Here is a 12,704-nt window from a genome sequence, read left to right on the forward strand (position 1 = left end):
TCTTCCTTACCAAATACTGCACGACGGTCGACGCTTCCGTAACCCCGGCTGTTCGTCTAATTTGGCAGCCCAGTACCCATGGAATCGTTGACAGTTTTGTTCCCGCCACCGGCAAATGACCCCACCCCCGGCCGGCCCCACGGGAACCGCCGGCCCGCAAGAAAGGTGCCCGGATGCCGCACAGCCCGGTCGTCATCGGCGTGGACAGTTCCACCCAGTCCACCAAGGCGCTGTTCGCCGACGCCGTCACCGGCCGGACGCTCGCCGTCGGGCGCTCCCCGCACCGCGTCGACGGGACGGACGGAGCCCGCGAGAGCGACCCGGAGCAGTGGTGGGGGGCCCTGCGGGAGGCCGTCGCGGCCGGGCTCAAGGAGTCGGGGGCGCCCGCTTCCGCGGTTCGCGGCATCGCGGTCGCCGGACAGCAGCACGGACTGGTGGTCCTGGGCCGGGACCGGCGCCCCCTGCGGCCCGCCCTGCTGTGGAACGACACCCGCTCGGCCGCGCAGGCCGCCGCGCTCACCGCGGAGCTGGGCGGTCCGGAGGTCTGGACCGCCCGGACCGGGTCCGTTCCGGTCGCCGCGATGACGGCAGCCAAGTGGCGGTGGCTGCGGGAGAACGACCCGTCGGCCGCCGAGCGGTGTGCGGCGGTCCGGCTGCCCCACGACTTCCTCACCGAGCGGCTGACCGGCGCCGCCGTCACCGACCCGGGAGATGCCTCCGGCACCGGCTGGTACTCCACGGCCACCGGCGCGTACGACCCGGAGATCCTTCAACTCATCGGCCTGGATGCCGAGTTGCTGCCCGCCGTGGCTCCGACCGGCGGCGCCCGCGCGGGCACGCTCAGCTCGCAGGCCGCGACGGCGCTCGGACTGCCCGCCACGGTCGCCGTGGCCGCCGGCACCGGTGACAACATGAGCGCGGCCGTGGGTCTGGGGCTCGGCGGCGCCGGACTTGCGGACCACCCCGTACTGAGCCTCGGCACCTCCGGCACGGTGTTCGCGGCGACCCGCACCCGGCCGGAGAACCCGGTGCTCAACGGCTTCGCCTCGGCCGACGGACACTACCTGCCGCTGGCCTGCACGCTGAACTGCACGCTCGCCGTCGACCGGATCGCCGGCCTGCTCGGCCTCGGCCGCGACGACGCGGAACCCGGCGGCGAAGCCGTCCTCCTGCCCTATCTGGACGGCGAGCGCACGCCCGATCTCCCGTCCGCCTCCGGGCTGCTCACCGGCCTGCGCCACGCCACCACGCCGCGGCAACTCCTGGGCGCCGCCTACGAAGGCGCCGTCTTCACCGTGCTACGGGCCCTGGACGAGGTGCTGAGCGCATGCGGTCTCGACCCCGGCTCCCCCACTACCGCCGCCAGACCGCTGCGGCTCATCGGGGGCGGCGCCCAGGGACGCACCTGGGTGGAGACCGTACGGCGCCTCTCCGGACGCCCGCTCGTCCTTCCGACGGGCACCGAACTGGTCGCCGTCGGCGCGGCAGCCCTCGCCGCGTCGGCCGTCACCGGCGACGACCCCGTGACGCTCGCCCGGCGCTGGGGGGCGGGCCTCGGCAGGGAACTGCCGCCGGTCGAGCGCGACTTGGGGGCTTGGGAGCGCATCGGCTCGGTGCTCGACCGGGCCTTCCCGGGCTGACGGTGGCGCGTGAGGACGGTCCCGGGCCGGCCGGTCCCGGGAGCATCGCGGCCCCCCAGGGAACCAAGTCGGCCTGCCCGCACGGAGGTTCGACATGTTGTCCGAAACTCGTTCCATTACAGAACGTCACAGAGGTGAGTTTCCCAGATCGTTGGGGCATGAGGATTACCAGGGGGTTTGCGGTCAGTCCCCGCTTCGCGGCCCATCAAGTGGTCACGGAGAGTGAGAAGTTACGGATGTCGGGGGCGGCATCCAGGCATCGGGAAACAAGAGACAGGCAGGCGCGACGTGAGCGCTGACGAACTGGCCTTCTGGCTGCGGACCCGCACCGTTGGCGGCACCACCGTCATCGAGCTGCACGGCGAGCTGGACATGCTGGCCCACCGCGAACTCGGGCCCCGCGTCCATGCGTTGGTCCGGGTGGCCGACGCCGATGTGGTGCTCGACCTGCGCGCGGTGACCTTCTTGGACGCCGGGGGCATCCGACTGCTGCTCGCGGTACGCGAGCACGTGGCGTACCGGGGCGGCACGCTGAGACTGATCCGGGGGACCCCCCGGATCCTCCACATCCTGCGGATCGTCCGTCTGGACGGTTCGTTCACCATCCTCGACGCACTCCCCCGTGTGCTGACGGACGGCGTCGAGCAGCCGCACCGCACCGCGTGATTCCGGGGCCGGTCGCGCTATCGGCCGCGCAGGGCGGTCACCAGACCGGTGACCAGGTTCGCGCGTTCGGCCATGGTGTCGACCAGCAGGTACTCGTGGTCGGCATGGGCGCCGCCGCCGACGGCTCCGAGACCGTCGAGCGTCGGCACGCCGAGCGCCGCCGTGAAGTTCCCGTCACTGCCGCCACCGACCGCCACGCCCTCGATTCCGGGCGCCAACTGCCGTGCCAGAGCGAAGAGTTCGGCCGAGGCCGCCTCGGGCATGGGCGGGCGGCCGATCGCCCCTTCGACCGTGATCCGCGCTTCGGCGAGATGCGGGCCCAGCGCCGCGAAGGCGGCCTCGACGCGGGCCTTCTCCTCGGCGGACTCGACACGTACGTCCACGACGACGGTCGCGTGCGCGGGCACGACGTTGTCGAGGGTGCCGGCGGTGGCGACGGTCGGGGTGACCGTCGTGCCGATCTCCGGACGGCCGAGTGCCGCGATGTCCAGGACCTGGTGGGCGGCTTCGAGCAGGGCGTTGACCCCGGCCGCGGGTTCGAGCCCGGCGTGCGAGGCGCGGCCGGTGATGGAGACGCGGAACGTGCCGCAGCCCTTGCGGCCGGTCTTCAGGCCGCCCCCGTCGGCCGCCCCCTCGAAGACCAGCACCGCGCCGCAGGCCAGGGCACGTTCCTCGATCAGGGCCCGTGAGGCGTGGGATCCCACCTCTTCGTCGGCGGTCACCAGGATCTCCACACCCGACCGGTCCTCCAGGGCCGCGATGCCGTGCACGGCCTGCACGAGACCGCCGAGCATGTCGAAGACCCCGGGGCCGGTGGCACGCCCGTCCTCGACCTTGAACGGGCGCCGCGCGAGCGTGCCGAGCGGGAACACCGTGTCGTGGTGACCGAGGATCAGCACCTTCGGATCGCCACCACCGGACCACTGGACGTGCGGTCCGGCCGCGCTCTCGACGAGGACGGCCCGGCCGGCAAGCCGGCTCTCGATGACGGCGGCGACGGTTTTGGCCGATGCGGCGAGAGCCTCGCGGTCGCGTGACGGCGACTCGACCTCGACGAGTGTCCTGAGGTCCTCGATCATCGCGTCCACGCCCACCGGGACGGCCTTGTGCGTCGTCATGCGGTCAGATTAATGGGTACCCGCGGGCCGCCTCCGCGGCAGGGCTCCGGGGTCGCCTGTGCCACAGGCGTGCTGCCGGGCCCCGCCAGTGGCCCATCTGGCCGAGCTGTACGCCCCGACGGGAGCCGGCGCGTACAGCATGGTGGTCGGGCGGAGACATCGGCGGCCGGAAAGCCGTGCGGAGCATGCCGACGGAGCCGCTCCCTGGGTACTCGCCCCAGTGGACCCCCACAACGGCGACGCCCCGCAGGCGAACACGAGCGAAGGTGAGTGAAGTGACCGCACCCGAGGACGGAACCACACCCGAGAACCGGGCCGAGCCGGCCGGCGGGACGACGCTGATCGGCGTCCGGTCCCCCAGTGACGTCGATCTGGCCCTCAAGTACCTCACCAACCGGTCGGACGCGCCGGCCCAGTTCGCGCTCGGCGTGGCCGCCGCCTACCGCTGGGCCATGGGCCGCGCGGACCAGGCACCCGTCACGGGGACGTCCGCCCGCCGGCCGCCGCCGGACCTGCGGCTGCTCACCGCCGAGGTGGACGCGGCCGTCGTCCAGCTGGACGACCCGACCACACAGGGGGGCGCCCGGGACTTCACCCGCGGTGTGCACGACGCCCTGACCTGGGTGTGCGGCTACAGCGAGACCAGGGTCTGAGGCCGCGTTCCGCGCCTCGCCGGCGCCGGCCCGGGACTCGGCCGCTCGGGGTCCGGCCGCTCAGGACGTGTCGGTCCGCGCGAAGACGTGCTCGTCCAGGATCAGACCGATCGCGACGGCGACCGGGATGGCGACCAGTGCCCCCACGATGCCGAGCAGTGCGCCGCCGAGCAGCACGCCCACCACGGTGACCAGGGGGTGGACGTCCACGGCGAACTTCATCACGCGCGGCACGATCAGGTAGTCCTCCGCGACCCGGAAGGCGACGTAGAACCCCGCCGTCGCCAGGGCCACCGGGAAGGACACCGACAGGGCAACCAGGCTCACGACCAGGCCGCCGATCGTGGTGCCCACGATGGGGATCAGGTCCATCAGCGCGATGAACACCCCGAGCGCGGCGGGATAGGGCACGCCGGTGACCACGCACCAGATGAAGGTGGCGAGCCCCGCGATCACCGAGGTGAGTACGTTGCCGAGCATGTAGCGGCCCACCCGGATCAGGATCTCGTCGGTGACGTCTCGCGCGTGCGGACGTTTGCGGGCGGCGACGAACCGCAGGAAGAACCGCTTCAGGGACGGCAGGAACGCCATCACGTAGACCGTCACGACGATGACGACCGCGGCCGAGGTCACCGCCCCGACGACCACCCGCCCCGCACCCAGCAGACCCCCCGCGAGGCCCGCGGCCCCGCCGTTGGAGAACTGGTCCTTGGCCTTCTGCAGGACGTGGAAGCGGTCCTCGAACCTGCCGAGCACCGAATCGTGGTTCCGCAGCTGCTTCAGCCAGTCGGGCACCGCCTTGATCAGTGCGTTGACCTCGTCCGCGACCGGCGGCACGACCAGTGCGAGGAAACCCGCGAAGAGCGCGAGCAGCACGAGGAGGACCACGAGGACGGCCCAGCCGCGCCGCAGGCGGTGCCGGGTGAGCCAGGCGACGACCGGTTCGAGTGCGAGCGCGATGAACACGGCGAGGAGCAGCAGGGTCAGGAGGCTGCCGACCTCCAGGACGGTCTGCACGGTCAGCCACGCGAGGGTCGCGCCGAGGCCGAGGCCGAAGCCGCTGGAGATCCATGACCTGCCGAACGCGATCCGTGTTCCGCGAGGCCGCCCGCCGGGGTCCGCGGGTCCCCCCGAGGTCACGTCGGCCGGCTCGTGGTCGCCGTCGCGCTCAGGCGGCGGCGATGTCATCACGGCCTCCGGTCCCGGCCGGGGCGGGTGAGGCGCAGACGTACGACGGGTGCATCTGCCAGTACCTCTCTTCGAGGCCGGGACGGGGTCTTCGTACGCCGCCACCCCGGGTGGTGACCGCCCCGCGCGGCACTGCGCCGACGGGCGCCGGAACCGGGCTTTCCAGCTCCGACCCTAGCCAGGTATCCCGTCCCCGGCCTTGTATGCCGGTCCTGCGGGCCGCCATCCGGATGACGGGCACATGACGGGGCGGGCGATTGGCAGGGGGGATGCCGGGTACAGGTTCGCCGCCGACGGGTCGGTCACCAGGGGTGCTCGCCGGAGACGTCGACAGCGCGCCGTCGAGGGCGGGCCGGTCGGCGGTGCTTACATGAACGGGCCCGTCGGGACGGGCTGAACAGCCGATTGCGGCTCGGGCGTGGAGGGGATGCGGGGATGGGTCGAACCGTGGCCGCCACCGGCGAAATCCTCGCGTGGTGGGTGCTCCTGACGGGCGGATGGCTCGTGCTGATCGGCACGGTCGATCCGCTGGAATGCTTCGTCGGGGCCGGGTCGGCCCTCCTGGCGGCGGTAGCCGCGCGGGCGGCGCGCCGGGCGATGGGCGAGCGGTGACCGGCTGGCTCGTGGCGGCCTCGGTACTCCTTGCCGCCGGGTTCGGACCGACGGTGTGGGGCGTGGCCACCGGTCCCCTCGAACGCCGGGTGGTCGCCCAGAACTTCGGCACCTCGGTGGTCTGTCTGGTGATGCTGCTGCTCGCGCAGGCGTACGCCCGCCCGTCCTACGTGGATCTCGCGCTGGTGCTCGCCGTGCTCGGCCCGGCCGGCACGCTGGTCTACGCACGGCTGCTCGCCGAGGACCTCACGGACGATCCGCCGCACGCCCGGGTGCTCACGGCGGTGGCCGCTTCGGCGGCCGTGGTGGTCGTGGCGGCGATGTGCCTGGCCACCGGCGCGGGCCGGGCTACGGTGAAGCTCCTGCTGATCGGCGGGCTGCTCGTGGCAGGGAACGTGATCGCCTCCCGGGCGCTGGCGGGCGGCTTTCCCAAGGGAGCGGCGGCGAGCCGTGACTGATGTCCTGACCCTGATCTCGCTGCTGCTCGTCGCCGCCTCGGCGACCGCCGCCGTCGCGGCGCGCGACCCGTCCCGCCAGGCCCTGGTGCTCGCGGTGCTCGGCCTTGCCCTCGCGGTGCTCTTCACCGTCCTCCAGGCCCCCGACGTCGGCCTCTCCCAGCTCGCGGTGGGCTCGGCCCTCACGCCGCTGCTCATCCTGCTGTCCGTCCGCAAAGTACGGCGCCGGGGGCGGCGCGAGGACGGTGGGCGATGAGCCGGCGGCTGCGCATGTGGGTCCTGGCCACGGGCGGATTCGGGGTGGCCGTGCTGCTCGTCGCCGCCTATGTGCGGCTGCCGCGCTTCGGCGGGGGCCCGCATCCCTACGGCGAGCGTGCCGTGGCGGCCGCGCTCTCGCGCCACACCGCCAACGTCATCTCGTCCGTCAACTTCGATCTGCGGGCCTTCGACACGCTGGGCGAGGAGAGCATCCTGTTCGGCGCGGTGCTCGGCACGGTGGTCCTGCTGCGCCAGACCCGCGACGAGCGCGAGGTGCCGCCCGCCCCGGCCCGGATCGCCCCCGCGGTACGCCGTTACGCGCGGATCATGCTGCCCCTCGCCCTGCTCTGCGGCCTGTATGTGATCGCGCACGGGCAGCTCAGCCCCGGCGGCGGGTTCCAGGGCGGGGTGGTCGTGGCGACCGCGCTGCACCTGCTGTACATCGGGGCGGACTACCGCGCCCTGGAACACATCCGGCCGGTCGGCCGGTACGAGGTCGGGGACGCGGTGGGCGAGGCGGCCTATGTCGTGGTCGGCGTCGCCGGACTGCTCGGCGGCTCCGCCTTCCTCGCCAACGTCCTGCCGCTCGGCACCTTCAACACGCTCGCCTCGGGCGGGACGGTGCCGCTGCTCAACGCGGCGGTCGGCATGGAGGTCGCCTGCGCGGTGGTCGTGCTGCTCGCCCGCTTCCTCGACCAGGCCGTCGAGATCGAGCAGGGGCCGACACGCAAGGAAGGGAAGCAGTCATGAACGGGGGCGTGGACCGACCATGATGAACGCGGTTCCGTATCTGGTCGCCGGATACATCTTCCTCATCGGCTGCTACGGCCTGGCGACGAGCCGTCATCTGGTGCACGCCGTCGGTTGCCTGACGGTCTGTCAGTCGTCCACCTACGTTCTGCTGCTCGCGGTGGGATACCGGGACGGTGGCACCGCGCCGGTCTTCTCCGATGTGAAGCCGGGCGCACGGCCGTTGGTGGACCCGGTCGTCCAGGCTCTGGCGCTCACCGACGTCGTGGTCGGCGCCACGGTCACCGCGCTGCTGCTCGCCCTGGTGATACAGGTCGCCAAGCGGCACGGCACGGTCAACCCCGACGAGCTCTCCGAGCTGCGCGGATGAACCAACTGCTTCCCCTGATCGTGGCCCTGCCCCTGCTCGGTGCCGCCGCCCTCGTGGCGGCCGGGCGGCGGCTGCCCCGCATCGTGGCCGAATCGGTGGGCTGCGCGATCGCGGCGGCCACGGCCGTGCTCACGATCGCGCTGCTGCTGAATTCCTCTCCGGACGCCGTCGAGTGGGTCGGCGGTTGGCACCCCGTGGGCGGCGAGGGCGTGGGCATCGAACTGGTCGGGGACGGACCCGGCACGGGGCTTGCCGCGCTGGTGTCCGTCCTGGTCGTCGCCGTCCTGGTCTACTCTTGGCGCTACTTCGACGAGCCGCCGCGCCGGCACGCGGGCTCCTTCCCCGCGCTCGTGCTGCTCTTCCAGGCCGGCATGTGCGGCTTCGCGCTCACCGGCGACCTCTTCAACGCCTTCGTGTTCTTCGAGTTGATGAGCGTGGTGGCGTACGCCCTGACCGGCTACCGCGTGGAGGAGAAGAAGGCGGTCCAGGGCGCCCTCACCTTCGGCGTGCTCAACTCCCTCGGCGCGTACGCCACATTGACCGGCATCGTGCTCCTCTACGCGCGCACCGGCGAGCTCAACATGCACCGGATCGGGCAGCGGCTCGACGCGCAGGGCGGGCCCGATGCGCTGGTCCTCGCCGCCTTCGCCCTCGTTCTGACCGGCCTCCTGGTCAAGGCGGCGGCCCTGCCCTTCCACTTCTGGCTGCCGGACGCCCACGCGGTCGCCCCGACCCCGGTGTGCATGCTGCTCTCCGGAGTCATGGTCGAACTCGGCCTGTACGGGGCGTGGCGGGTGTACACCACGGTGTTCGCCGGGCCGGGCGGGGTGCCCGCCCCCGACGCCGGACGCGCCTTCGTGGTGCTCGGCACCCTGGGCGCCCTGGTCGGCGCGCTGATGTGCTGGCAGCAGCGCCACATCAAACGCCTCCTTGCGTACTCGACGGTCGCGCACACCGGTCTCTTCCTGGTCGGCGTCGGCCTGATGAAGCCCGGGGCGACCGGCGGGGTGGCGCTCTACGTCCTCGGCCACGCGGGCGCGAAGGCCGCCCTGTTCGCCTGCACCGGCATTCTGCTCGACCGGTACGGCAGCGTGGACGAACACGAACTGCATGGCCGGGCACGGGAGTTGCGGGTCGTGGGCACGCTGTTCCTGGTGGGTGCCCTGGCTCTGGCGGGGCTGCCGCCCTTCGCGACGGGGCTCGGCAAGTCGGCCACCGAGGAGGCGGGCGGCCCCGGCTTCACCGTCGTGTTCGTGGCCGTCTCGGCGGTCACCGCGGGCGCGGTGCTGCGGGTCGCCGCCCGGGTGTTCCTCGGGCTCGGGCCGCGGCCGGCCGACGGCCCGGGAGCGGAGACGGGTGGCGGGGGCGAGGAGCCCGAGACCCGGGGCCCGCTCGGCCGGGTCCCGGTCACGATGATCGCGGTCCCGGCGGCGCTGCTCGCCGGATCGCTCTGCGCGGGCCTGGTGCCGGGACTGGCGCGTGCGGTGGGCCTGGGCTTCGGCGCGCAAGCACAGCAGGTCCCGCACTGGACGCTCACCGGCCTGCTTCTGGGCGTGGCCTCGGCCGCCCTCGGCGCGGGGCTCGCCGGGGCGGCGATCCGGAGCCCATCGGGCCAGGAGCCGCACGCCTGGATGCAGCCACTGCGCCGACTGCACTCCGGGCACATCGGCGACTACGTCGCCTGGCTCCTGGTGGGCACGGCCCTCCTGGGCGGCCTCGCCCTGCCGGGCATCCTGACCGTGTGACGGGCACTCAACTGGCCTACCCGGTCGGGCGATCGACGGACGGCAGCGGCCCGGCGCACGCAGCGCGGCGGCTCCCTCGGGTCCGAGGAGCCGCCGCGATACCGCCCGGCTTCGCCTTCACATGGGGTCGATGCCGGTGCTGTCGCCCTGCATCCTGCTCTGCTCCTGGAGCCTGCGGGCCTTGTCCTTCAGGCGCTGGCGCTCCGCCGGGTCGGAGGCACGCTCGGCCGCCTGCTCCAGTTGGTCCGCCTTCTCGCGCATCTGCTGGGCACGGGCGCGGAACTCGTCTGCGACGCTCATGATCACTCCTGGACATGGGTGGGTTACGGATACCCCCAGGGAAACAGCGACCCGGGACCCCCGCATCCCGAACGGTCACACACAGTCAGCGAACGTTCGACGTGCTCGATGTACGGGGCCGGATGCCGGAAGTCGTCGGGATCTCGGTGTCAGGCCGGCCACCGAGGGGGTAGGCGCTTCACATGACCAGTTTCGCTGCTTCGCAGACACTCGCCTCGTCCTCCAGTACCTGGCTGTTCACCGGCGTGGGCGTCGTCATCGTCGCCGTGCTGATCGGGGCTTTCTGGTTCGGGAGCCGACGTACGGCCCGTAAGCCGATGCCTCCCCAGGCGCCGCAGCCGGGCGCTGATTCCTGGCAGCCGCCCGAGGCCTCGCAGGGCCAGGAGCCCACGGATCCGGAGCATCGCGCCTAGGGTCTCGGGGTCACCCACCCAGGCGTATTGAGGTCGCGTTCCGTGACGCTGCGCAGTGGACTGGCACCGGTCACGGCCCGCTCCCCAGCGGTGCCGCCCGCGTCCGACCAGTTGCCGTGCATCCCGGGCAGGCCGGGGTCGCGAAGGTCCGAGAAGGTGAGGAGAGACGTCATGCCGGCAGGTTCGAGCCCCAAGCGGGAGCGGCAGTACGAGCACATCAAGGAGAGCGCGCAGGAGCGCGGCGCCTCGGCCGAGCGCGCCAAGGAGATCGCCGCGCGGACCGTGAACAAGGAACGCGCACGCTCGGGCGAGTCCAGGACGGCGAGCAGGACGTCGACGCAGGACAAGAAGTCGGCGTACCAGCGCGGCGGCGAGCGCTCGCACAGCGCTGCTCAGGGGCCGACGAAGGACCAGCTCTACGAAGAGGCGAAGAAGCGCAACATCGAGGGCCGCTCGTCGATGAACAAGCAGCAGTTGCGCAAGGCCCTCGGCCGCTGATCCGCGCTCAGCCGCCCGCCTTCTGCGAGTGGGCGGCCCGGCCGGTCAGGTCGGCGAGCCGGAGCGGGCGGGCCGGCGGGTCGGGCAGCACGAGATGCCGGTCGGCGCGGCCGGCGGGGGTGACGTGGAGCAGCTCGCCGGGTTCCATCAGCCGCCAGTCGGGATGTTCGTCCATGCGCTCGCTGGCGACGACGGTCGCCGGCAGGTCGGCGAGGTCCCCCGAGTGGACGCGCAGCCGGCCGTCCCTGCCGCTGTGGTCCAGGTGCCGCGTCCCGTGCGGTCCACCCGCCTCGCGCTCCAGTACGTACAGCTCATGCGTGTCGGGGTACCGCAGGGCCCACAGTTCGTCCGGGGTGGTGAGGATGAAGTTCAGCGCGTAGAGCGGGAGTTGGGCGGCGATCCAGCGCACGGCGCGCTCGATACCGGCCCCGATGTCTCCGCCGGCGTCCCTGATCTCCCGGGTGATCAGCGCGAAGACCCGCTCGGAGTCCGTCTCCCCCCGCACCAGTGCCATGTCCGGCCCCAAGTGGGCTTCCAGGGAGGCCAGTTCCTCGACGACCCCGTTGTGCGCGAACAGCCGTCCCGCCTGTTCGAAGGGGTGGGTGTTGGAGGCGGTGAGGCCGCCGGTCGAGGCGAGGCGGATATGGGCGAGGAAGGTGGCCGAGCAGATCCGGCGGGCCTGACGGGCGAAGTCCCGGTCCTGGTAGGCGGCGTCCGGTGCCTTGCGCACCTCGGGCGTGCCGTCGGGGTCGAAGTAGCCCAGGCCCGTGCCGTCGGGATCGCGATGGCTCTGCGCCGCGAGGCTGTCGGGTGCTTCGAGCAGCCAGAAGGTGGCGCGGCTGCGGCGCGGGGCGCTGCTCAGCCCGAACAGTCGGCACATCGCACGCCACCTCCAGGATCGGTTCCGGATCTGCCCCGCCCGGGGCATCGTGCCGCGCCGGGGGTGGGAGTGCAACGCGCGGGCGGTGGAAGCGCAACGCGCGGGCGGGGCCGTGCCCCCGCCCCTCCTCTCCCCTAGCCCTTGCCGTTGAGGGTGAAGGCGGCGCCGTCGGGGTCACTGATGCGGGCCCAGGGGCCGGCGGGCGAGGTGCCTTCGGCCAGGACGGTGCCGCCCTGCGCGCGTGCCCTTTCGGCGTGCGCGTGCGGGTCGTCGACGGCGAAGTGCGTGTGCCAGTGCGGCCTGAGGTTGGGATCGGGGGCGGCCTCCATGGCACCGGAGGTGAGCCGGGCGACGACCCGGCCGCCGTGCCGCAGCACGACCTCTTCGTGTTCGTACTGGACGTCGCAGCAGCCCGGCCGGCCGGAGGCCCAGTCGAGGACCTCGCCGTAGAAGATCGCCGCGTCGAACGCGTCCCGGGTGTGCAGCCGGGTCCAGGCCGGAGCGGAGTCGCGCCAGCTCTCCCAGTTGGAGACGAGCGGCCCCTGCCAGATCCCGAAGACCGCCCCGTCCCGGTCGGCGGCCAGCGCTCCCCGGCCCGTATACACCGCGACCGGGCCGACCGCGACCGTGGCACCGCGCTCGCGGATGCGGGCGACGGTGACATCGGCGTCCTCGACCGCGAAGTACGGGGTCCAGGCCACGGCGACCTGGAACGCCGACGCCAGCGCGGAGATGCCGGCGACCGGCGTCCCGTCCGCGAGCGCGACCCGGAATTCGTCGCCGAGTTTGACGGGCCCGAAGGTCCAGCCCATCACCTCGCCGTAGAAGTCGAGCGCCGCGTCCAGGTCGCGGGCCATCAGGCTCACCCAGCACGGGGCGCCGAACACCGGCGCACCGGAGCCGAGTCGGGTGGTGGAATCAGTTGATGGGGGCGTCACGAAAGCCCTCGCTTCCAGAAGTTCCGGTGGGCCGGTCACAGGGCCGAGGCACCGGTCACAGACTCTTCCACTATCGCGCGGCGCGCGCGACGATGCCCGCCGACCGCGGCACCACCGGCGTTTCGGGCCGCTCCCGCCGGGCCGCGGCGCCTCGTGTTGCGGATGCGGCCGTACGGGTCATGCTGGAGGAATCCGCGCTGTGCCCGACCGGCTACTTTTA

The 12,704-nt window shown here is 72.7% G+C and carries 17 protein-coding genes; 11 read left to right on the top strand and 6 right to left on the bottom strand.

All coding sequences use genetic code 11. From position 1 onward, the window contains the following. The first annotated feature begins 173 nt into the window (after positions 1–173). Positions 174–1,640, top strand: coding sequence for a xylulokinase (gene xylB / locus CG740_RS18630; protein WP_100576284.1), 1,467 nt, complete (start codon positions 174–176; stop codon positions 1,638–1,640). A 288-nt stretch (positions 1,641–1,928) separates the two neighbouring features. After that, positions 1,929–2,306 carry an STAS domain-containing protein gene (locus tag CG740_RS18635; protein ID WP_159030328.1) on the top strand — a complete coding sequence of 126 codons (378 nt, stop codon included), beginning with the start codon at positions 1,929–1,931 and terminating at the stop codon, positions 2,304–2,306. 17 nt (positions 2,307–2,323) lie between these two features. Here CG740_RS18635 and CG740_RS18640 read toward each other — a convergent pair whose 3' ends face one another. Then, entirely contained in the window at positions 2,324–3,424 is a 1,101-nt protein-coding gene (locus CG740_RS18640) for a M20 family metallopeptidase (protein WP_100576286.1), read from the bottom strand. A gap of 275 nt (positions 3,425–3,699) precedes the next feature. On the opposite strand from CG740_RS18640, the gene CG740_RS18645 reads away from it, so the two are divergent. After that, complete coding sequence (locus tag CG740_RS18645) at positions 3,700–4,077, top strand: hypothetical protein (protein WP_234376349.1); 378 nt, start codon at positions 3,700–3,702, stop codon at positions 4,075–4,077. 60 nt (positions 4,078–4,137) lie between these two features. Here the strand turns inward: CG740_RS18645 and CG740_RS18650 are convergent, their stop codons facing one another. Next, the gene (locus CG740_RS18650; RefSeq protein ID WP_199846500.1) at positions 4,138–5,265 is read right to left on the bottom strand and encodes an AI-2E family transporter; all 1,128 of its coding nucleotides are present in this window, start codon (positions 5,263–5,265) and stop codon (positions 4,138–4,140) included. Between the two features lie 435 nt (positions 5,266–5,700). On the opposite strand from CG740_RS18650, the gene CG740_RS40385 reads away from it, so the two are divergent. Genes CG740_RS40385 through CG740_RS18675 form a run of 6 tightly spaced genes read left to right on the top strand, consistent with a single transcriptional unit; the run spans position 5,701 to position 9,455 of the window. Beyond that, entirely contained in the window at positions 5,701–5,877 is a 177-nt protein-coding gene (locus CG740_RS40385) for a hypothetical protein (RefSeq protein WP_199846501.1), read from the top strand. After that, positions 5,874–6,335 (top strand): monovalent cation/H+ antiporter complex subunit F, encoded by a 462-nt coding sequence (locus tag CG740_RS18655; protein WP_100576287.1) that lies wholly within the window; start codon positions 5,874–5,876, stop codon positions 6,333–6,335. The genes CG740_RS40385 and CG740_RS18655 overlap by 4 nt, the downstream gene beginning before the upstream one ends. Next, positions 6,328–6,588 carry a hydrogenase subunit MbhD domain-containing protein gene (locus CG740_RS18660; RefSeq protein ID WP_100576288.1) on the top strand — a complete coding sequence of 87 codons (261 nt, stop codon included), beginning with the start codon at positions 6,328–6,330 and terminating at the stop codon, positions 6,586–6,588. The genes CG740_RS18655 and CG740_RS18660 overlap by 8 nt, the downstream gene beginning before the upstream one ends. Continuing rightward, positions 6,585–7,340 (top strand): MnhB domain-containing protein, encoded by a 756-nt coding sequence (locus CG740_RS18665; RefSeq protein WP_100576289.1) that lies wholly within the window; start codon positions 6,585–6,587, stop codon positions 7,338–7,340. Before CG740_RS18660 ends, CG740_RS18665 begins: the two co-directional genes overlap by 4 nt. 19 nt (positions 7,341–7,359) lie before the next feature. Continuing rightward, the gene (locus tag CG740_RS18670) at positions 7,360–7,710 is read left to right on the top strand and encodes a sodium:proton antiporter (RefSeq protein ID WP_100576290.1); all 351 of its coding nucleotides are present in this window, start codon (positions 7,360–7,362) and stop codon (positions 7,708–7,710) included. Further along, the gene (locus CG740_RS18675; protein WP_100576291.1) at positions 7,707–9,455 is read left to right on the top strand and encodes a complex I subunit 5 family protein; all 1,749 of its coding nucleotides are present in this window, start codon (positions 7,707–7,709) and stop codon (positions 9,453–9,455) included. Before CG740_RS18670 ends, CG740_RS18675 begins: the two co-directional genes overlap by 4 nt. A 117-nt stretch (positions 9,456–9,572) precedes the next feature. On the opposite strand, the gene CG740_RS18680 is transcribed toward CG740_RS18675, so the two are convergent. Next, positions 9,573–9,755: a DUF6381 family protein gene (locus tag CG740_RS18680; RefSeq protein WP_100576292.1), complete on the bottom strand. Its 183-nt coding sequence runs from the start codon at positions 9,753–9,755 to the stop codon at positions 9,573–9,575. A gap of 182 nt (positions 9,756–9,937) precedes the next feature. Between CG740_RS18680 and CG740_RS18685 the strand changes: the two genes are divergently transcribed. Then, on the top strand, positions 9,938–10,168 hold the full coding sequence (locus CG740_RS18685; RefSeq protein ID WP_234376350.1) for a DUF6479 family protein: 231 nt from the start codon (positions 9,938–9,940) through the stop codon (positions 10,166–10,168). Here the strand turns inward: CG740_RS18685 and CG740_RS39695 are convergent. After that, positions 10,165–10,341, bottom strand: a complete 177-nt coding sequence (locus CG740_RS39695; RefSeq protein WP_159030329.1) for a hypothetical protein — start codon at positions 10,339–10,341, stop codon at positions 10,165–10,167. The two genes, CG740_RS18685 and CG740_RS39695, sit on opposite strands and share 4 nt — an antisense overlap. On the opposite strand from CG740_RS39695, the gene CG740_RS18690 reads away from it, so the two are divergent. Further along, on the top strand, positions 10,340–10,666 hold the full coding sequence (locus tag CG740_RS18690; protein ID WP_100576293.1) for a plasmid stabilization protein: 327 nt from the start codon (positions 10,340–10,342) through the stop codon (positions 10,664–10,666). The genes CG740_RS39695 and CG740_RS18690 overlap by 2 nt on opposite strands. 7 nt (positions 10,667–10,673) lie before the next feature. Here the strand turns inward: CG740_RS18690 and CG740_RS18695 are convergent, their stop codons facing one another. Continuing rightward, a complete protein-coding gene (locus CG740_RS18695; RefSeq protein ID WP_100576294.1) occupies positions 10,674–11,546 on the bottom strand; it encodes a class II glutamine amidotransferase in 873 nt (290 codons plus the stop codon). Between the two features lie 134 nt (positions 11,547–11,680). After that, complete coding sequence (locus CG740_RS18700) at positions 11,681–12,484, bottom strand: VOC family protein (protein WP_100576295.1); 804 nt, start codon at positions 12,482–12,484, stop codon at positions 11,681–11,683. Positions 12,485–12,704: the final 220 nt, after the last annotated feature.

Source organism: Streptomyces sp. CB01201, from assembly GCF_002803085.1.
In the GTDB taxonomy this organism is placed as follows: Bacteria; Actinomycetota; Actinomycetes; order Streptomycetales; family Streptomycetaceae; genus Streptomyces; species Streptomyces hundungensis.